Source organism: Williamsia sp. D3 (assembly GCF_000506245.1).
Lineage (GTDB): Bacteria > Actinomycetota > Actinomycetes > Mycobacteriales > Mycobacteriaceae > Williamsia > Williamsia muralis.
In genome coordinates this window covers 18,984-38,803 of record NZ_AYTE01000014.1, presented here as the reverse complement: position 1 = coordinate 38,803, position 19,820 = coordinate 18,984, and the positions used below count along the sequence as shown (strand labels likewise).

17 protein-coding genes, 1 tRNA gene and 2 pseudogenes are annotated in these 19,820 nt (G+C 65.0%); 10 read left to right on the top strand and 10 right to left on the bottom strand.

The annotated features are described in order from the left end of the window. The first annotated feature begins 63 nt into the window (after positions 1-63). The 5 genes from W823_RS39110 (at position 64) to W823_RS0128595 (ending at position 4,285) form a co-directional block, all read left to right on the top strand. Complete coding sequence (locus tag W823_RS39110) at positions 64-1,065, top strand: ABC transporter substrate-binding protein (RefSeq protein WP_023956672.1); 1,002 nt, start codon at positions 64-66, stop codon at positions 1,063-1,065. A gap of 22 nt (positions 1,066-1,087) precedes the next feature. Further along, a complete protein-coding gene (locus W823_RS39105; RefSeq protein ID WP_031331857.1) occupies positions 1,088-2,188 on the top strand; it encodes an ABC transporter ATP-binding protein in 1,101 nt (366 codons plus the stop codon). Beyond that, positions 2,185-2,880: an ABC transporter permease gene (locus W823_RS39100; RefSeq protein ID WP_023956668.1), complete on the top strand. Its 696-nt coding sequence runs from the start codon at positions 2,185-2,187 to the stop codon at positions 2,878-2,880. The genes W823_RS39105 and W823_RS39100 overlap by 4 nt, the downstream gene beginning before the upstream one ends. Continuing rightward, complete coding sequence (locus tag W823_RS39095) at positions 2,877-3,578, top strand: ABC transporter permease (RefSeq protein WP_023956666.1); 702 nt, start codon at positions 2,877-2,879, stop codon at positions 3,576-3,578. Before W823_RS39100 ends, W823_RS39095 begins: the two co-directional genes overlap by 4 nt. Before the next feature lie 158 nt (positions 3,579-3,736). Next, on the top strand, positions 3,737-4,285 hold the full coding sequence (locus W823_RS0128595; RefSeq protein ID WP_235189489.1) for a putative glycolipid-binding domain-containing protein: 549 nt from the start codon (positions 3,737-3,739) through the stop codon (positions 4,283-4,285). On the opposite strand, the gene W823_RS39090 is transcribed toward W823_RS0128595, so the two are convergent. Beyond that, positions 4,258-5,262 carry a prephenate dehydrogenase gene (locus W823_RS39090; RefSeq protein ID WP_051406440.1) on the bottom strand — a complete coding sequence of 335 codons (1,005 nt, stop codon included), beginning with the start codon at positions 5,260-5,262 and terminating at the stop codon, positions 4,258-4,260. The genes W823_RS0128595 and W823_RS39090 overlap by 28 nt on opposite strands. A 73-nt stretch (positions 5,263-5,335) precedes the next feature. Here W823_RS39090 and W823_RS39085 point away from each other — a divergent pair, with 73 nt between their 5' ends. The 5 genes from W823_RS39085 (at position 5,336) to W823_RS39065 (ending at position 8,040) form a co-directional block, all read left to right on the top strand. Continuing rightward, the gene (locus W823_RS39085) at positions 5,336-5,845 is read left to right on the top strand and encodes a tRNA adenosine deaminase-associated protein (RefSeq protein WP_023956660.1); all 510 of its coding nucleotides are present in this window, start codon (positions 5,336-5,338) and stop codon (positions 5,843-5,845) included. Between the two features lie 23 nt (positions 5,846-5,868). Beyond that, positions 5,869-6,327, top strand: a complete 459-nt coding sequence (locus tag W823_RS39080; RefSeq protein ID WP_023956658.1) for a nucleoside deaminase — start codon at positions 5,869-5,871, stop codon at positions 6,325-6,327. A 133-nt stretch (positions 6,328-6,460) separates the two neighbouring features. After that, on the top strand, positions 6,461-6,670 hold the full coding sequence (locus W823_RS39075) for a CsbD family protein (RefSeq protein ID WP_023956656.1): 210 nt from the start codon (positions 6,461-6,463) through the stop codon (positions 6,668-6,670). Positions 6,671-6,759: 89 nt separating this feature from the next. After that, positions 6,760-6,850 (top strand) — tRNA-Ser (locus W823_RS39070). Positions 6,851-7,014: 164 nt separating this feature from the next. Next, positions 7,015-8,040: a GAF domain-containing protein gene (locus W823_RS39065; RefSeq protein WP_031331851.1), complete on the top strand. Its 1,026-nt coding sequence runs from the start codon at positions 7,015-7,017 to the stop codon at positions 8,038-8,040. Between the two features lie 9 nt (positions 8,041-8,049). Here the strand turns inward: W823_RS39065 and nuoN are convergent, their stop codons facing one another. From nuoN to nuoF, 9 genes and pseudogenes are all read right to left on the bottom strand, one after another. Beyond that, the gene (gene nuoN / locus W823_RS39060) at positions 8,050-9,663 is read right to left on the bottom strand and encodes an NADH-quinone oxidoreductase subunit NuoN (protein WP_023956651.1); all 1,614 of its coding nucleotides are present in this window, start codon (positions 9,661-9,663) and stop codon (positions 8,050-8,052) included. Beyond that, entirely contained in the window at positions 9,660-11,228 is a 1,569-nt protein-coding gene (locus tag W823_RS39055; protein WP_152538033.1) for an NADH-quinone oxidoreductase subunit M, read from the bottom strand. Before W823_RS39055 ends, nuoN begins: the two co-directional genes overlap by 4 nt. Next, positions 11,225-13,119 (bottom strand): annotated as a pseudogene (nuoL, locus tag W823_RS39050) (NADH-quinone oxidoreductase subunit L). Before nuoL ends, W823_RS39055 begins: the two are co-directional and overlap by 4 nt. Before the next feature lie 7 nt (positions 13,120-13,126). Then, positions 13,127-13,426, bottom strand: a complete 300-nt coding sequence (gene nuoK / locus W823_RS39045) for an NADH-quinone oxidoreductase subunit NuoK (RefSeq protein WP_023956647.1) — start codon at positions 13,424-13,426, stop codon at positions 13,127-13,129. Continuing rightward, complete coding sequence (locus tag W823_RS39040) at positions 13,423-14,238, bottom strand: NADH-quinone oxidoreductase subunit J (protein WP_023956645.1); 816 nt, start codon at positions 14,236-14,238, stop codon at positions 13,423-13,425. Before W823_RS39040 ends, nuoK begins: the two co-directional genes overlap by 4 nt. Further along, positions 14,235-14,759 (bottom strand): NADH-quinone oxidoreductase subunit NuoI, encoded by a 525-nt coding sequence (nuoI, locus tag W823_RS39035; protein WP_023956643.1) that lies wholly within the window; start codon positions 14,757-14,759, stop codon positions 14,235-14,237. Before nuoI ends, W823_RS39040 begins: the two co-directional genes overlap by 4 nt. Before the next feature lie 100 nt (positions 14,760-14,859). Continuing rightward, positions 14,860-16,095: pseudogene (nuoH, locus tag W823_RS39030) on the bottom strand (NADH-quinone oxidoreductase subunit NuoH); the annotation flags it as partial. Next, positions 16,092-18,503: an NADH-quinone oxidoreductase subunit G gene (locus W823_RS39025; protein ID WP_023956639.1), complete on the bottom strand. Its 2,412-nt coding sequence runs from the start codon at positions 18,501-18,503 to the stop codon at positions 16,092-16,094. The pseudogene nuoH and the gene W823_RS39025, both read right to left, overlap by 4 nt. Next, entirely contained in the window at positions 18,500-19,819 is a 1,320-nt protein-coding gene (nuoF, locus tag W823_RS39020) for an NADH-quinone oxidoreductase subunit NuoF (protein ID WP_023956637.1), read from the bottom strand. Before nuoF ends, W823_RS39025 begins: the two co-directional genes overlap by 4 nt. Position 19,820 lies beyond the last annotated feature (1 nt).

Below are 19,820 nucleotides of genomic sequence, written 5' to 3'. Positions count from 1 at the left end.
AGTTCGGCTCACCATGAACGAAATCGGCCGGCCATGCTGACGCCGTCGCTGCGGTGGTGTTCTATGGAACAGATGCGAACGCTCCCTCGCCGGCGGACCTGGATCAGGCTCACCCTGTTGCCGTTGATCGTCATGCTGCTGGCGACCGTCGTGGCAGGATGCTTCGATCCCCTCAACCGTGCGGGATCGCGTGATCCCGATCCCCGTCACGTCGTCGTCGGATCAGGGGGCGTGCTGGAAAGCCAGATCATCGGTCAGATCTACATCGACGTTCTCGAGGCCAACGGGTTCACGGCCGAGAACCAGCTCAATTCGGGTACCCGCGAGCGTTACCTTCCCGCCCTGCGCGCCGGCGACATCGACATCGCCCCCGACTACATAGGGAACCTGCTCCAGTATCTGGCAGCGGCCGCTCCCGGCCTGTCCGAGGACGAGGTGACGAAGTACTCGTCGCTGACGTCGTTGCCCGACATCGAGAATGCGTTGCCCGCAGTACTCGGTGACGATCTGCTGACCTACACGCCGGCTCCCGGGTCCAACTCGGACTCGGTGACCGTCACCCGACAGAGCGCAGAGAAGTGGAACCTGGTGTCCATCGCAGACCTCGCTCGAGTGGCGCAGTCGGAGACCGTCAGCTTCATGGCCAACAGCGAGTTCGCCACCCGTGAGGTGGGGGTACCGGGCCTACGCCGAAACTATGGGCTGGACGTGGACTTCAAACCCAACAACGACAGCGGCGGACAGGCCACCATCAACGAGCTGACCAGCGGACGGGTCACCGCCGCCGACATCTACACCACAACGCCCGCGATAACCACGGAAAACCTTGTGGTGCTCGAAGATCCGAAACACAACTTCCCCGCCAACAACATCGTGCCGGTGCTGGCGAAGTCGAAGGACTCGCCGGAGCTACGCAAGGTGCTCGACGCGGTGTCGGCACAGCTGACCGTGGAGGAACTCCGAAACCTGAACGAGATGGTCTCGGGTACACAGAAACTCGAAGTCGAGGACGCGGCAGAACGCTGGGTGAGAGACCACGGGCTCAACAAGCAGCTGGGGTCATGAGATGACCGATGGAAGGAAGCCGATGATCACCTTCGATGCGGTGACCAAGACCTACCCTGACGGCACCACCGCGGTCGACAACCTGACCCTGGAGATCGAAGAAGGCAGCTTCACGGCCTTTGTGGGTCCGTCGGGATGTGGCAAGACCACCTCGATGCGCATGATCAACCGGATGATCGATCCGACGTCCGGGACCGTGAAGGTGGACGGACAAGACGTGAGCACCACCAACCCGGTGACGCTGCGACGCGGTATCGGTTACGTGATCCAGAGCGCCGGTCTGATGCCCCACCAGCGAGTGGTCGACAACGTCGCCACCGTCCCGGTGCTGGAGGGCGAGTCGCGCAAGTCGGCCAGGCGCGCGGCGCTCGAACTCCTCGAGCGGGTCGGTCTGGACTCGACCGTCGCCACCCGGTACCCGGGCCAGCTGTCGGGCGGACAGCAACAACGTGTTGGTGTGGCAAGGGCTTTGGCTGCAGATCCGGCCATCCTGCTGATGGACGAGCCGTTCAGTGCTGTCGATCCCGTCGTGCGCGAGGACCTGCAGAACGAGATGCTCCGACTGCAGGCCGAGCTGCGCAAGACCATCGTCTTCGTCACCCACGACATCGATGAGGCCGTCAAGCTCGCCGACCGGATCGCGATCTTCGGCAAAGGCGGTGTCCTGCGCCAATTCGACACCCCGGCGCGACTGCTCGCCGCGCCCGCCGACGAGTTCGTGTCCTCGTTTGTCGGTCGCGACCGCGGTTATCGTCTGCTGCAGTTCAATTCGGGTCAGGACGTGAAGATCGAGCCGCTCGAACCGATCACCGAAGCGCAGATCGACGGGCTGGTCCTCGGTGCCGACGAATGGCGCCTGGTGACGGTGAACGGGACCCCGTTCGGTTGGGTCGACGCCGATGGGGTGCGGGCGCATTCCGGTGGGGCGTCGCTGTACGACAGTTGTTCGGCCGGCGGGTCGCTCTTCAGTGAGTCCGGGTCGTTGCGCCAGGCACTCGATGCCGCATTGTCATCGCCCTCGGGAATCGGTGTGGTGGTGGACGGCCAAGGCACCGTGAGCGGAGGGGTCCGCGCCGCCGACGTGCTCGCTGCTCTCGAACAGCAGCGCAAGTCGGCATCATGAACTACCTCTTCGACCACTTCTCGAAGGTCTGGGAACTGACGCTCGAGCACATCAAACTATCGATGATCCCGCTGGCGGTGGCGCTGGTCATCGCGATTCCGCTGGGTCTCCTGGTGTACCGGTCCCGGCCGGCGCGGCGGGTGACCATCGTGATCGGCTCGATCATCTTCACCATCCCGTCCATCGCTCTGTTCATCGTGCTGCCCTCGCTGATCAACACGCGCATTCTCTCCGACGTCAACGTGATGGTGGCGCTGGCCTTGTATTCGACTGCGCTGCTTGTGCGTTCGGTTCCCGAAGCGCTCGACGCCGTGCCTCCGGCCGCTGTCGACGCCGCCAAGGCCATCGGATACAAGCCGTGGCAACGCGTGCTCAAGGTGGAACTGCCCCTGTCGATCCCGGTGCTGATCGCCACCATTCGCGTGGTGTCGGTGACCAACATTTCGATGGTGTCGGTAGGTGCGGTCATCGGTTTCGGCGGCCTGGGACGGTTGTTCACCGAAGGCTATAGCCGCAACTACACCGACGAGATCGTGGCCGGCATCATCGCCGTGGTGGTTCTCGCACTGGTGATCGACCTGGTTCTCGTGGTGATCGGCCGGGTGCTGACCCCGTGGGCACGCGTCGGCCGGGGACCGGGCAGGTTGGCACGTAGCCGGATGAACCTGGCCAAGGAGGCGGCACCGGCATGAGCAACATCTTCAGCGACACCGTCAGCTACCTGACCACCGCAACGAACTGGACCGGCACCGAGGACTCCGAGGGATTGCTGGTCGAGATCGGCCAACACATCGGCTACACCTTCTACGCAGTGGCGGTCGCGGCGTTGATCGCGGTCCCGATCGGTCTGCTCATCGGTCACACCGGCAAGGGCGAGGTGGCGGTGGTGGGACTGGTGAACGTCCTGAGGTCGTTGCCGACCCTGGGTCTGCTGCTGCTCTTCATCTTGTGGATGGGTCTCGGACTCACGCCCACGATCATCGCTCTGATCCTCCTCGCGATCCCGCCGCTGCTGGCCGGCACCTATGCGGGGGTCGCCAATGTCGACAAGGCCGTGGTCGACGCATCCCGGGCCATGGGGTTGAGCCATCTGCAGGTGCTGCTCAGAGTGGAGTTACCAAACGCACTCCCACTCATCCTGGGTGGCCTGCGTAACGCCACGCTGCAGGTGGTGGCAACCGCGGCCATCGCCGCCTACGCCGGCCTGGGTGGCCTCGGACGCCCGATCTTCGACGGCCTCGCCACCTATGACTACCCGCCGATGATCGCCGGGTCGCTGCTGGTCACGCTGTTGGCCCTGATTCTCGACGGCATACTCGCAGGTGTCAGCTGGGCGTCGGTCCCAGGCACTGGACGGTTGCGACGCACTCCTGACCTGTCCACCGCCTGATCAAAGGGGTGGACCGGCCAATGTGTGCCATTGGTTCGGAAACATGGGGTCTGGTCGCCTACCTTGAAGGTGTGAATTCCCCAGACGTGTCCCAAGAGGCAACCGTGCTCCAGCCAGGGTCGGCCGGTGTCTCTGACAACAGCGACTTCAAGACAGTGATGACCTGGCGTGGGATAGGCGAGGACCGGCTCGAGCAGGTGCGTGTCGCGGTCACCGGGAATCGGGTGAAGGCGTATGGGCGGATCGTTGCTGCGGCAACCGCCGATCGAGAGGCCTTCAGCGCCTCGTACGACCTGGTCACCAACGATGCCGGTGTCACCAAGCGGTTGTCGCTGCACCTCGTGCGCGCGGGTGGGGACGCCCAGATCTCGATCACCCGCGACGGTGAGGACACCTGGCTGGTCCAGACTGCCCGCGGCATGGAACGCAGCGACTTCGGCGGTGCACAAGACGTCGACCTGGCACTCAGTCCCTTCTTCAACGCCTTGCCGATCCGCAGGCTGGGCCTGGGCAAACCCGCGGCCGCGCCGGTCGCCGTCCCCGTTGCCTACCTCTACCTGCCCACGGGCGAGGTGAAGTCGGCAACGCTGCAATACACACCCGGTGACGATGGCGTCGGGGTGGTCTCACCGGTGGCCGACACCACCCTCACCGTCGACGACAACGGCTTTGTCATCAACTACCCGGGGTTGGCCGAACGGGTCTGACCCGTCCACACCCCGCCGCGGCGGGCGGCGTCACGCAGGGCCGCCTCCCAGCCGTCGGAACCGATCACCACGTCGGTGACGGGCACGTCGGCGGAAGCGTTGATCTGCTCGTAGCGCTTGCGTGCGCGGTGACCGTCGTCGACGAGGATCTCCACCGAGCCCTCGTCGCGCAGTTGGTCGCGGGCACGGGTGAGGCGGTCGATGGTTTCGCTGAGTGCGCTGAGCAAGGCGATGTCGTTCGCCTCGAGCATGGCCCGCTGCGCAGAGGGTTTGGTGCCGGCGACGCGTGTCCCATCGCGGAACGAGCCCGCCGCGAGCCGCAACGCGAGTTCACCTTCGCCGGCGCCCACCACAGCGGTCACGGCGGCCGTGAGGTGAGGTAGATGGGAAATGCCCGCGACAGCGCGATCGTGCTCATCGGACGCCGCGGGGATCACGCGGGACCCGACCTCGAGGGCGAGCTGCGCAACGGTCCGCCACACGTGGGGATCGGCGCCGTCGTCGGTGGCGACCACCCAGACCGCGCCGTCGAAAAGAGCGGGGTCGGTGGCCGCCCAGCCCGAGTCGGCCGAACCCGCCATCGGGTGGCCGCCCACGAAGTTGCTGCTGAGCCCTTGTGCGTGAACCGCGTCGGCGACCGGCTGCTTCACGCTCACCACATCGGTCAGCGGACACCGGGGAGCGTGCTCGGCGACGGCCGCGACGATCGCGGCAACTGTGGGGGCCGGCGTCGCGATCACGATCAACGCCGACTGCTCCGCTGCGCGGGCGAGGGTCGCGACGAGGTCGGTGGACACGTCGAACCCGCTCTCGGCGGCAGCGGCGACGGTGGCCTCGGAGCGGTTGTAACCGAACGCCGGCCGACCGGTGGCGGCCAGTGCCCGCAGCAACGAACCGCCGATCAAACCCAGGCCCAGAACACAGACAGAGGGCCGGGGCTGTGGCGAGGTCGCGGTCACTCGATCAGATTGGCACATGCGGGCGGTACGCAGGTCACGCGGCTGCTCGTAGAGAGTTGGGTTTACCCGCGCCGACCGCTACCGTGACCGCATGGCAGCTGCAGGTGCGGATGATGTAGATGGTTTCGCCATTGCGGTCGTCCGGGAGGACGGCAAGTGGACCCTCACCGCAATGGATCGCAGTGCATTGGCCGAACTCGGTGAAGCCGAGAATCGGTTGCGGGGCCTGCGCAGCGCCGGAGCGGTGTTCGGACTGCTCGACGTGGACGACGAGTTCTTCATCGTCGTGCGGCCGTCGCCGTCGGGAACAAAACTCCTGATCTCGGACGCCACAGCGGCAATCGACTACGACATCGCCGCCGATGTACTCGACGTGCTCAATGTCGAGATCCCCGACATCGACCCCGACGAGATCGATGATGTCGAACCGTGGGAAGAAGGCGATCTGGCCATTCTCGCCGACCTCGGTCTGCCGGACTCGGTGATGAGCATCATCGTCGGTGACACGGATCTGTATGCCGACGAACAGATCGGGATGATCGCCGCCCGACTCGGTTTCGCGGACGAGCTGTCGAAGACGCTCGAGAAGCTCGGTCACTGAGCACTTTTCGTGAGTCGGGTGGCATGGGTACCGATGAGCAGATGATCGAGGCGGCACTGGCGGCCGCCGCCGGAGCCGATCCCAGAGACGTGCCCGTTGGCGCGGTGGTCTTCGATTCCGATGGCACTGCCATCGCGCAGGCCGCGAACGCACGCGAGGCGACCTCCGATCCCACCGCACACGCCGAGATCCTCGCCATCCGAAAAGCGGTCGACGTGGTCGGCGACGGATGGCGGCTCACGGGTTGCACCATCGCCGTGACTCTCGAGCCGTGCACCATGTGCGCGGGCGCCATCACCCTGGCCAGACTCGATCGGCTGGTGTTCGGTGCGTGGGAGCCGAAGACAGGGGCCGTGGGCTCTTTGTGGGATGTGGTGCGCGACCGCCGCAACGTCCACCGTCCTCAGGTGCGCGGCGGTGTGCTCGCCGACGAGTGTGCCGCGGTCCTGCGCGAGTTCTTCGCTGGTCGACGACCCTCGTAAGGGAACGTCGACGCGCGGATCGTCGAATTCCTGGGTTGTCAGGTTGAAACGGTGGTGCAGTGGGTACCCCTGGACCACGCGACAGTCGCGTGTGATGCACCTTGGTCACAGATCGAGTCAACTAGGAGGATCCATGGCTGTATCCGACGATGCCAAGAACAAGGCCGAAGATCTCAAGGGCCGCGGGAAAGAAGCCGCAGGGAGCCTGACCAACGACCACGACCTCAAAAACGAAGGCAAGGGCGATCAAGCCAGTGCCGGCGCGAAGCAGAAGGTGTCTGACGCTGCCGACGCCGTCAAGGGTGGCGTCGACAACCTCAAAGACAAGCTGACCGGCCACTAAGAGCCGCTCATACCGCCGAAGGCTGTCTGTACAGCCGGACTGACCAGCGGATTGTTGGCTCAGCCCGGCCCTGCGGTACAGTTTTCGGCGGTGGCGTGTCCGAGCGGCCGAAGGTGCAGCACTCGAAATGCTGTGTACGGTAACCCCGTACCGAGGGTTCAAATCCCTCCGCCACCGCCAGCGAACAGCCCCTCACCTGATCCAGGTGAGGGGCTGTTTCTGTGTTGTATCGAGTCCGATGGTTCCGCATGAGGTCGCACCCGGGCGGTGGGGTGTAATCGGTAACCGGGGTAACCGTCGCAGCGGTGGTGCGGCATGACAGCGATTTTTGTGTGGGGGTCTACATGGGTCACGGCTGGATTCTCATCGAGTGTATGGGCAACGGAGAGCCCACTCTCGTGTTCGACAGGGTGAGGCCACGGCGCTATTCGTCGATCCGGCGGCGCGACAATCTGCGGAGTCCCCAGGTGACCGCGGCATTGCTCACGATGGTCGGCGACGTGACCGGCTCGCGGAGCACCGTTCGCCGAGTGCTCTCCGCCGACAAGAACGAATCGCTGATGATGGTCGGGCATCCCGTCGAAGGACCCGGAGGCAGTGTCTACGGCGTCCAGGTGTGGGTGGGCCTCGAGCACGAGCTGCCGCCACCCCGCCGGCTGGTCGGAGCGTTCCTCTGGGATCCGGCAACACAGCTGACCCATCATGGGCCGACCATCGAGACCGAGATCCTCGGCATCACCGATCCACAGACGACCCGGGTGAGCCCCGAGGTGTTCAAATACTTCGAGGCGTTCCCCCGCGAGGGCGAACTCGGCACGTATGTGGCCGACATCATGGCGGGGAACATCACGGACGGCGAAGCATTCGACAGCGACATCACCGTCCGCCGGGACGATGGGGATCTGGCCCAGGTGTACATGACCATGCGCGCGGTCAAGAACCGCGACGACACCTGGGGGTTGCGGGGAATCGTCCACGACATCACCGACGTGCGCGAACCCAGTTCGGCCGCAGCCTACAACCGCCGGACGGCCCGGGTGGTCGCGCGGCTGGTGGAAGGGGAGTGGGGCATCGGGCATGTCGACTTCGCGACGGGCATCGTCACCGAATGGCTGACCGAGCCGCCTGCCCCGCTGGATCGATGGGCCACGCAGAATGCAGAGTTCCATCCCGACGACATGTCCACGGTCATGGAAGCCCAGATCGCGGTGGCGACCGAACGTATACCTCGGGCCGAATACGTGGTCAGAGTGCGGTTTTCGGACGGGCCATGGCACGGCGCACGCATCACCCTCACTGCCGCGACCGCGGGGTCGAACGGACACGGGCTGATGCGAGTGGAGTCCGCGGGTCGAGAAGGCAAGGTGTGAGGGCCGGGCTCAACTCAGAAAGGCCGCTGCCTGATCCACGAGGTCGAGGAGCGGTTGAGGAACAATGCCGAGGGCGATTGTCGCGACAGCGCCGAGACCGATGACAAAGGTGGTCGCCGTGTTCGGTACGACTACGGTGGGGGCGTTGTCGACAGGTGGCTCGGAGAAGAACATCAGCACGATGACCCGGACGTAGAACACCACGGCGATTGCGCTGCTCAGCACCCCGACGATCACCAGCGGAACGGCGCCGCCGGACGCAGCCGCCTGAAACACCGCGAACTTGCTGACGAAGCCGCTTGTCAGAGGGATGCCGGCGAACGCGAGTAGGAACAACGCGAAAGTCCCGGCCACCAACGGAGACTGTCGCCCCAGACCCGCCCACCGCGACATCTCGCCGACCTCGCCTGCCCGGTCCCGCACCAGGGTCACCACGGCAAATGCGCCGACGGTACTGAATCCGTAGGCGACGAGGTAGAACATCGTGGACGACAGTCCTGCGCGGTTGAGGGCGACAACACCGGTCAGGATGAAACCGGCGTGCGCCACAGAGGAATACGCGAGCATGCGCTTCATGTCGGTCTGGGTGATCGCAACGACGGAGGCGACAACCATCGTCAGGATCGCAACCGCCCACAACACCGGACGCCACTCGTCTTTCAAACCGGGCAGGGCCACGTAGAACAATCTCAACATCGCACCGAACGCGGCGACCTTGGTGGCTGCGGCCATGAAGGCGGTGATGGGCGTCGGCGCGCCCTGGTAGACGTCCGGGACCCAGTAGTGAAACGGCACCGCACCGATCTTGAACAGCAAGCCGATCGAGACCAGGCCCGCCCCGATCAAAGCGAGCGTCCTGTCACCGGCCTCGGCGTCGATGGCTGCGGCGATCTCCGGGAAGTCGACCGACCCGGCGTAGCCGTAGAGGAACGCCGCCCCGAAGAGGAAAAACGCCGATGAAAAGGCGCCCAGCAGAAAGTATTTCAACGCCGCTTCCTGCGAGAGCAGCCGGCGACGACGCGCAAGACCGCACATCAGATACAACGGCAGCGACAGTACTTCGAGCGCCACGAACATGGTCAGCAGGTCGTCGGCCGCGGGGAACAACAGCATGCCGCCGACCGCGAACAGCATGAGGGGGAACACTTCCGTCTGCGCGAGTCCGGCAGTGGTCGCTCGTCGTTCCGGCTCGCTGCCCGGCACGGTGGACGCAGCAGATGTGAACGCGTCCAGCGACTTCACCCGGCCACCGGCTGCCGCGCCCACCCCGGCGCCGACGGTCACGCCCGCCATGGTCCGCTGGGCGATGAGGGGGATGGACAACGCCGACACCACCAAGATCGTGCCTTGCATGAACAGTGCCGGGCCGTCGACCGCCACGGCGCCGACCGCCACGGATTCGCGTGTACCGGCCAGTGCCACAACAGCTGTGAATGCTGCCACCAGGCCACCGACGCTCAGGAGAAGCTGCAACGCGTACCGGAATCGATCGGGTGCAAACGCCTCGACCAGTACTGCGGCCACCGCCGCCGCGAACACGATCAACATCGGTGAGAGTTGTGCGTATTCGATCGACGGCGCGGGCAGCACGTCCTGGGCAGTATCCAACGCCCAACCGTTCATCGGTCACCTCCATCGGGCTCGGCAACAGCCGGTGCGGGGTCACGCTCGTCGATGACGGTGAGGGTGTGGCCCACGGCTGGATCGATGACGTCGAGCACCGGTGCGGGATAGATGCCCAGCGCCAGCAGCAGCGCCAGAAGGGGTGCCACCACCAGCATTTCGCGGCCGTGCAGATCGGTGAGGCGCTCGGTGCCCTTGTTCACGGGGCCGGTCATCACCCGCTGGTACATCCACAGCACGTATATTGCGGCGAGCACCAGAGCCACCGAGGCGCAGACGGCCGCCACCGGGTAGCGGGTGAAAGTGCCGATCAAGACCAGGAACTCGCTGACAAACGGACCCAGCCCGGGAAGCGACAGAGTCGCCAGGCCCGCCACCAGGAAAGTGCCGGCCAGCAGTGGTGCGACTTTCTGAACCCCGCCGAAATCGGCGATGGCCCGAGATCCGCGCCGCGACACCAGGAACCCGGCAATCAACATCAGTGCCGCGGTGGCGATGCCGTGATTCACCATGTAGAGCGTGGAACCGGACTGTCCCTGACTGGTGAGTGCGAAGATGCCCAGGATGATGAAGCCGAAGTGGGAGATCGACGTGTAGGCGATCAGTCGCATCAGATCGGTCTGGCCTATCGCGAGGATGGCGCCGTAGATGATGCCGATGACCGCCACTGTGACGATCAACGGGGTGAAATACCTTGTCGCATCGGGGAACAACTGCACGCAGTACCGAAGCATCGCGAAGGTGCCGACCTTGTCCACCACGGCCATCATCAGCACCGCGCCGGCGGGGGTGGCCTGTACTGCCGCATCCGGGAGCCATGTGTGCAGCGGCCACAGCGGCGCCTTCACCGCAAAGGCGAACATGAAGCCCAGGAACAGAGCTTTGCCGACAGTCGGGTCGATGTCCAGCGAGCCGGAGGAGACGGCCGAAACGATCTCGCGGAAGTCGAACGTACCGCCGCCCTGGTCGGCGGTCACCACGTACAGGCCGATCACCGCGGCCAGCATGACCAGGCCCCCGGCGAGGTTGTACAGCAAGAACTTCACCGCCGCGCGCGACCGCTGGCCCGGGGCCTGTTCTGCCGCACCGAAACCGGCGATGAGGAAGTACATCGGGATCAGCATGGCTTCGAAGAAGATGTAGAAGAGGAAGATGTCGAGCGCGGTGAACGACACCATGACCATGGCCTCGACCAGCAACATCAGTGCCACGTAGCGATGGGTCGCACGCCGTCGGTCGGCGTCGGCGTCGTTCCACCCGGCCAGGAGCAGAAGAGGGAGCAACACGGCGGTCAACACCACGAGCGCCAGCGCGATGCCGTCGATACCGAGCGCGTAGCGGGTCCCGAAAGCGGGTATCCACGAGCGTGATTCCACGAACTGGTATTGATCGCCACCGGGATCGAAGCGGACCGCCAACACAATGGCGAGGGCGAGCACCCCTAGAGACGTTGCCAGCGCTGCCCATTTGGCGACCACTCGTAGTCGAGGAGGCAGCATCAAGATGACAACCGCACCGATCGCCGGTACCACCCACAACAGTGTCAGCCAGGGGATTGCGTTCACCACACCCTCACCAACATCATCATCGCGACCAACAGGGCGCCTCCGGCGAACATCGACAACGCGTACGAGCGGACGTATCCGGTCTGCACTTTGCGGAACAGCGTGGATGTGGCGCCGACGGCGCCGGCGAGTCCGTTCACCAGGCCGTCAACGCCTTTCGAGTCCGCCGACCCCAGTGCTCCGGTCAGCTTCTGGCCAGGTCGCATGAACGCCGCCTCGTTGAATGCGTCGCCGTAGAGGTCGCGGCGGGCTGCGACGGTGGGCGCGCGTCCCTTCGGTGCGACAACGGGAATGTCGCGTCGGGCGTACTGCCGCCAGGCCACGGCGACGCCGGCCAGCACCACCGCGAGTGTGCCGGCGGTGATCACCCAGATGGGAACGGGCAGCTCGTCGTGGTGCTCACCGACCACCGGTTCGAGCCAGTGCTGCAGTGAACCACCGAATGCCAAGAACCCACCGGCAAAAACGGATCCGAGGGCCAGCAGGATCATCGGTCCGGTCATCAAGGCAGGCGACTCGTGTGGGTGCGCGGTCACCCCGTGGGTGTCAGCCGGCCAGCGCTTCGTGCCGAAGAAGGTCATCAGCATCACGCGTGTCATGTAGAACGCGGTGATACCGGTACCGAGCACGGTGACGATGCCCAGGATCACGCCTTTCACACCACCTGCTGCCCAGGCTGTTTCGATGATCTTGTCCTTGGAGAAGAAGCCTGCGAACGGCGGGATCCCGATGATGGCCAGATAGCCGAACCCAAAGGTGACGAAGGTGATCGGCATCAGCGCACGCAAGCCGCCGAAACGGCGCATGTCGGTCTCGTCGTTCATTGCATGCATCACCGACCCGGCGCCGAGGAACAGACCGGCCTTGAAGAAGCCGTGTGTGATGAGATGCATGATGGCGAAGGCATATCCGGCCGGCCCCAGTCCGGCGGCGAGCACCATGTAACCGATCTGGCTCATGGTGGAGGCGGCGAGGGCCTTCTTGATGTCGTCCTTGGCGCAGCCGATGATCGCGCCGAACAAGAGCGTGACCGCGCCGACGACCACCACCGCGAGTTGCGCTCCGGGCGCCAGGTCGAAGATCGGGCCCGACCGGGTGATGAGGTAGACGCCGGCGGTCACCATGGTGGCGGCGTGGATGAGCGCGGACACCGGCGTGGGGCCCTCCATGGCATCCCCGAGCCACGATTGCAGCGGGACCTGCGCCGATTTGCCACAGGCGGCGAGCAGCAACATCAGGCCGAGGAAGGTCAGTACTGTCTCACCAGCCTCGTCGGCTCCGGCGAACACCTCGGCGAAGCCACCGACCCGAATGTCGCGAACATGATCATCATCCCGATGGCAAGACCCATGTCACCGACGCGGTTGACCACAAATGCCTTCTTCGCGGCTGCGGCCGCCGACGGACGCTGATGCCAGAATCCGATCAGCAGGTAGGAGGCAAGTCCGACGCCCTCCCAGCCGAGGTAGAGGCCGAGGTAGTTGTCGGCGAGGACCAGCAGAAGCATGGCTGCCAGGAAGAGGTTGAGGTAGGCGAAGAATCGCCGGCGATCGGGGTCATCGGCCATGTAGCTGATGGAGTAGATGTGGATGAGCGAGCCCACGCCGGTGATCAGCAGGACAAAACACATCGACAGTTGGTCCAGTTGCAGACCGAAGTCCACACGCAGCTCACCGACGGGCACCCACGTGAAGAGGTTCTCGTGTACGGCGCGTTCGTCTGAGGGGCGTCCGAGCATGTCGGTGAACAGCGCCAACCCGTAGACGAAAGAGGCGATCGCCATAAGAGAGCCGAGCAGATGACCCCACGGGTCGGTGCGCCTGCCGGCGAGCAGCAACACGATCGACCCGGCGAGCGGGAGCGCCGGCAGGATCCAGATGGTTGTGTTCATCCGTGTCTCATAGCTTCAGCAGGTCGGCATCGTCGACCGAGGCCGAGTGGCGGGTCCGGAAAATGGTCATGATGATCGCCAGTCCCACAACAACTTCGGTGGCCGCGACGACCATGGTGAAGAAGGCGATGACCTGACCGTCCAGGTTGCCGTGCATCCGGGCGAAGGTGACGAAGGCCAGGTTGCAGGCGTTGAGCATCAGTTCCACGCACATGAACACGACCACCGCATTGCGGCGGATCAGGACGCCGGATGCCCCGATCGTGAACAGCAGAGCCGAGACGTACAGGTAGTTCTCGGGATTCATGACCGCCACCTACCGGCTCGATCCGACTTGGCCGATCCGAGGTTGGGGCCCGCCGGATCCCGGGGTTCGAGAACATCACTGACCGACAAGTCGGAGAACGAGCCGTCGGGTAGCAGGGCCGGCATGTCGACGGCGTTGTGCCGGGCGTAGACACCGGGATTCGGCAGAGGTGTGCGGCGCCCGGCTTCGCGAAAGCGTCGGATGGAGAGCTCGCGCTGACTGTCCCGATCGCCGAGGCGTTCGCGGTGGGCCAGCACCATCGCTCCGATGGTCGCGGTGATGAGCAACGCGCCGGTGAGCTCGAACGCCCACAGGTACCGGACGAAGATCAGCTCGGCGAGTCCTTCGACGTTGCCTCCGGTCGCGGCTCCCGGTGAGCGGTCCGACACCACCGTCGTCGAGTCGTCGACTCCGGCAAAGGCTGTGACCGTGGCACTTCCGATCCCCGCGATCAGCAGGATCCCGAATCCGAGCCCGGCGCAGATGGCACCGAGTCGTTGTCCACGTAGTGTCTCGACCAGTGAATCGGACGAGTCCACCCCGACCAGCATGAGAACGAACAGGAACAGCATCATCACCGCGCCGGTGTAGACGACGATCTGAGCCACACCCAGGAACAGCGCGCCCTGCGCGATGTAGAAGACCGCAACGATGATCATCGTCATGGCCAGGAACACCGCCGAGTACACAGCCTTGGTTGCGCACACCACACCCAGCGCGCCCAGGACGGCGACAGTGCCGAGTACCCAGAACTGGACCGCCTCGCCCGTGGACGTTCGGGTGAGTGACTCAGCTGCCCACGCCGGGTTCATTGCGGCACTTCGTTTGTGGCGATCACCGAGCCGCGGTAGTAATCCTCGTCGGTGCTGCCCGGTTGCATCGGGTGGGGCGGTGACTCCATGCCCGGTTCGAGCGGGGCGAGGAGTTTGTCCTTGCCGTAGATGAGGTCGGCCCGGTTGTCGTCGGCCATCTCGTACTCGTTTGTCATGGTGAGGGCCCGGGTGGGGCAGGCTTCGATGCACAGCCCGCATCCGATGCAGCGTAGGTAGTTGATCTGGTAGACGCTCCCGTACCGCTCACCGGGTGAGAAGCGTTCCTCTTCGGTGTTGTCCGCACCCTCGACGTAGATCGCGTCGGCCGGGCACGCCCAGGCGCACAGCTCGCAGCCTATGCACTTCTCGAGTCCGTCGGCGTAGCGGTTGAGCTGGTGTCGCCCGTGATAACGCGCCGCTGTCGGAGCCTTCTCCTCCGGATACAACTCGGTGTTGTTCTTCTTGAACATCGACGAGAACGTGACCCCGAAACCGGCAAGTGGTTCAAGCGGATTACGCATCGCTGCTCTCCTTCATCGGAACGGGTTGCGAGGCCGGTGTCGGCTCCGAACGTGTTGTGGCCGGTAGCGCCGATCCGGTTTGTCCCCGCGATGTCTGGCCGGGCCGGCTCTGCCCGGTCAGTGGCGGCACCGGGAATCCTCCGGCCATGGGATCGAACGGTGCGGAAAGGTCGGGGCCTGCGTTCGCCTCACCGGCTCGACGTCGCTTGGAACGACTCATCGCCCAGAACACAGCCAGCAAGGCGATCGCGAAGACCACACCGGCGATGACGTCGACCACTGAACCGATGTCGTGGCCCTCCACCCGCAGAGCACGGATGGTTGCGACGACCATGACCCATCCCAGTGACACCGGGATGAGGATCTTCCACCCCAACGTCATGAACTGGTCGTAGCGCAGCCGCGGCAGCGTGGCCCGCAACCAGATGAAGAAGAAGAGGAAACCCCAGACCTTGGCGACAAACCAGATCAGTGGGACCCAGCCGGAGTTGGCGCCATCCCAGATCGAAAGGGGCCACGGCGCATGCCATCCGCCGAGAAACATCGTCGCGGCGAGGGCCGATACCGTGGCCATGTTGATGTACTCCGCCAGCATGAACATCGCGAACCGCAGCGATGAGTACTCGGTGTGGAAGCCGCCGACCAGTTCGCCTTCTGCCTCGGGGAGGTCGAAGGGCGCCCGGTTGGTCTCGCCGACCATCGAGAACACATAGACGACAAACGAGGGCAGGAGGAGAAAGACGTACCAGGTGTCGAGTTGACCGTCGACTATCCCCGACGTGGACATTGTGCCGGCATGGAGGAAGACCGCCGCGAACGTCAAACCCATTGCGATCTCGTACGAGATGACCTGCGCCGTGGAGCGCAAGCCCCCGAGTAGAGGATACGTTGAGCCGGAGGCCCATCCGGCGAGCACGATGCCGTACACGCCTACCGAGGTGACGGCGAGGATGTACAGCACGGCCACCGGAAGATCGGTCAATTGAAGTGGTGTTCGGTGACCGAACACCGAGACCACCGGTCCGAACGGGATCACGGCAAACGCCATGATGGCCGGGATGACGGCGATGATCGGCGCGAGCAGATAGATCGGCTTGTCGATCCCGCGGGGAATGATGCCCTCTTTGAGGGCGAGCTTCACACCGTCGGCCAGGCTCTGCAGCAATCCCATGGGCCCCACACGGTTGGGTCCGACGCGGGTTTGCATCCACGCCATCACCTTTCGTTCGGCGAGAATGGCGACCAGCGTGGTCAGCAGTAGGAAGACGAAGACGATCAACGCCTTGGCGAGGATGAGCCACCAGGGGTCGTGGCCGAACTCGGACAGGTCGTTCACGGCCGCACCCCTGCATCCGCACGGTGGACCTTCACGATGCTGCCGATAGCCGGCCCGAGTTCGGCGTAGACCTGACTGCCCGGTGAATTCAGCGGCAGCCAGACCACCCGATCGGGCATGTCGACCATGTCCACCGGGAGAGTGATGGCCCCGCGGTCCGTGCTGACCGTGACGAGATCGTCTGCCGCGAGGCCGTTCTCGACGGCGGTGGCCGCCGACATGCGTGCCACCGGTCGCCGAGCGGTACCCGCGAGGTGGGGCTCACCGTCTTGCAGACGACCGGAGTCGAGCAACAAGCGCCAGCCGGTCAGGATGGCCTCGCCACGCCCAGCTGTGGGCAGTTCTGCCGCAGAGGTGTCGGGCGCTGGGGCGCCGGCACCCGACCAGGCCCCGAGACCGGCCAGCTCAGCTCGGGCTCTGCCGGGGTCGGGGAGCCCGAGATCCATACCCATCTGCCGCGCGATTGCATCGAGGACGCGGAGATCGGGCATCGAGTCGGTGGCGGGCAGTGCGGTTGCGAACGATCTGGGGCGTCCCTCCCAGTCCACGAAAGTGCCGCTCTTCTCGACCACCGGTGCCACCGGGAACACCACGTCGGCGCGATCGGTGACGTCGCTGGTCCGCACTTCCACACTCACGATGAAGGGCGCGTCGTCCAGTGCGGAGCGTGCGGCGTCAGGGTCGGGAAGGTCGTCGAGTTCGACACCGCCCACGAGCAGCGCCCCCAGTGACCCGGCACCCGCCGCCGCCAGGATCTGACCGGTGTCCAAGCCGGGTTCCTGTGGCAGATCGGGCCCCCACACGGTGGCGAGCTCTGCGCGTGCCTCGGGGTCGGCCACGGGCCGCCCACCCGGCAGAAGACCGGGCAGCGCACCGACTTCCAGTGCGCCACGGTCACCGGCTCTGCGGGGGATCCACGCGAGTCTGGCGCCGGTCGCACGGGATAGAGCGGCGGCCGCCGACAGTGCGCCGCGCACCGACGCGAGGCGTTCGCCGACCACGATGATGGAGCCGGGCCGGGTAAGGGCGGCCGAGTCGGTGAGCGCGGTGAGTGCGCCGGGTTCATCGCCCGGTACCACCGGGATCACCCGGGCCGACAGCTTCTCCAGGCCACGGCTGCGATAGGGCGCGATGGCCTGCACCACCATTCCCTTCGTGCGCACCGCTTTGCGCAGTCGGAGGAACACGATCGGCGATTCCTCTTCGGGTTCGAAGCCGGCGAGTAGTACCGAGGGCGCGTTCTCGAGGTCGGTGTAGGTGACGTCCAGGAGACGTCCGGCCACATTCGCCGCCAGGAACTGTGCTTCCTCGACCGAATGGTCGCGGCTACGGAAGTCGATGTTGTTGGTGTGCAGCCCTGTTCGAGCGAACTTGGCGTAGGCATACGCGTCCTCGACCGTTGCGCGTCCACCGACGAGAACCCCGGCCCGACCGCGGGCCGCGCGCAGTCCGCGTGCAGCGATGTCCAGCGCATGTGACCAGGATGTCGGCACCAACTCTCCGTCCGCGTCGCGGATGAGGGGTGTGGTGATGCGATCGCGAGCAGTGGCATAGGTGAATGCCCATCGGCCTTTGTCGCAGTTCCACTCTTCGTTCACCTCTGGGTCGTCCCCGGCCAGTCGGCGCATCACCTTGCCCCGCCGATGATCGGTGCGCTGTGCGCATCCGCTTGCGCAGTGCTCGCAGACGCTGGGGCTGGAAACGAGGTCGAACGGTCGGGCACGAAAGCGATACGCCGCACCCGTCAATGCCCCCACCGGACAGATCTGCACGGTGTTACCCGAGAAATAGGACTCGAATGGTTCGTCTGCCGCGATCCCCACCTGCTGCTGGGCTCCTCGTTCGAGGAGATCGATGAACGGGTCGCCGGCGACTTGTTCGGAGAACCGGGTGCATCGTGCGCACAGTACGCACCGCTCGCGGTCGAGCAGCACCTCACTCGAGAGTGGAATCGGTTTGGGGAAGGTACGTTTGACCCCTTCGAAGCGCGACTCTGCCCGTCCGGTGGACATCGCCTGGTTCTGTAGCGGGCACTCACCGCCCTTGTCGCACACCGGGCAGTCCAGCGGGTGGTTGATCAGGAGCAGTTCCATCACCCCACGCTGGGCCTTCTCCGCAATCGGCGAGGTGATCTGGGTGCGCACCACCATGCCCTCGGTTGCCGTGGTGGTGCAGGAGGCGAGGGGTTTGCGTTGGCCCTCCACCTCTACCAGGCATTGCCTGCATGCCCCGACCGGTTCGAGCAGGGGATGGTCGCAGAACCTCGGGATCTGTACACCGATCAGTTCAGCGGCGCGAATCACCAAGGTGCCCTTGGGCACACTGAGCTCGACGCCATCGATGGTGATCGTCACGAGATCGAGGGCCGCCGAGCCCCCCGACGCCGGGCTGTTGTCGACGGCCGTCATCGCGCACCTGCGTTCATGGGAGCACCTGCTGACGCGAACAGTGTTGCTCGCGCCGGATCGAACGGGCAGCCGCCGTGCTCGGCATGGGCCACGTACTCGTCACGGAAATATTTGAGAGACGACATGATCGGGCTGGCTGCTCCGTCACCGAGAGCGCAGAACGACTTGCCGAGAATGCTGTCGGAGATGTCGAGGAGTTTGTCGAGGTCGGCTTCGGAACCGCTGCCGTTCTCGAGATCTCGGAGTATCTGCACCAGCCAATAGGTGCCCTCGCGGCAGGGAGTGCACTTTCCACACGACTCGTGGGCATAGAACTCGGTCCACCGCAGAACTGCGCGGACGATGCAGGTGGTCTCGTCGAAGATCTGTAAGGCCTTGGTGCCCAGCATCGATCCGGCTGCGCTGACGCCTTCGTAGTCCAGGGCGACGTCGAGGTGCTCATCGGTGAAGATCGGGGTGGACGAGCCACCGGGGGTCCAGAACTTGAGTTGGTGCCCGGCGCGAACACCGCCTGCGTAGTCGAGCAGCTCGCGCAGCGTGATGCCCAACGGTGCCTCGTACTGTCCCGGTTGTGTCACATGGCCGGACAACGAGTACAGGGTGAACCCCGGCGACTTCTCACTTCCCATCGATCGGAACCATTCGTTGCCGTACTGGATGATCGGCGGCACGCTGGCGATGGACTCGACATTGTTGACCACGGTGGGGCTGGCGTAGAGGCCGGCGACGGCGGGGAAGGGTGGACGCAGACGCGGTTGTCCGCGGCGCCCTTCCAGCGAATCGAGCAGCGCGGTCTCCTCACCACAGATGTAGGCGCCGGCACCGGCGTGCACCACCACGTCGAGATGGAAACCACTGCCGAGGATGTTGTCGCCGAGGTATCCGGCGGCATATGCCTCGGCGACGGCGTTGTGCAATCGGCGTAGCACCGGGACCACCTCGCCGCGCACGTAGATGAAAGCGTGTGCCGCGCGAATGGCATACGCGGCGATGATGATCCCCTCGATCAGCACGTGTGGGGTGGCGAGGAGGAGCGGCATGTCCTTGCAGGTACCCGGTTCGGATTCGTCGGCGTTGACCACGAGGTAGTGGGGCTTGCCGTCGCCCTGGGGAATGAACGACCACTTCATCCCGGTGGGGAATCCGGCCCCTCCCCGTCCTCGCAGGCCCGACTCCTTGATCGTGGCGATGACCGTGTCGGGCTCCATCGCCAGCGCCTTCGAAAGTGCCTGGTAGCCCTCGTGTTCGCGGTAGGTGTCGAGCGTCCAGGACTCGGGCTCGTCCCAGTAACGGCTCAAGACCGGTGCCAGTGGCATC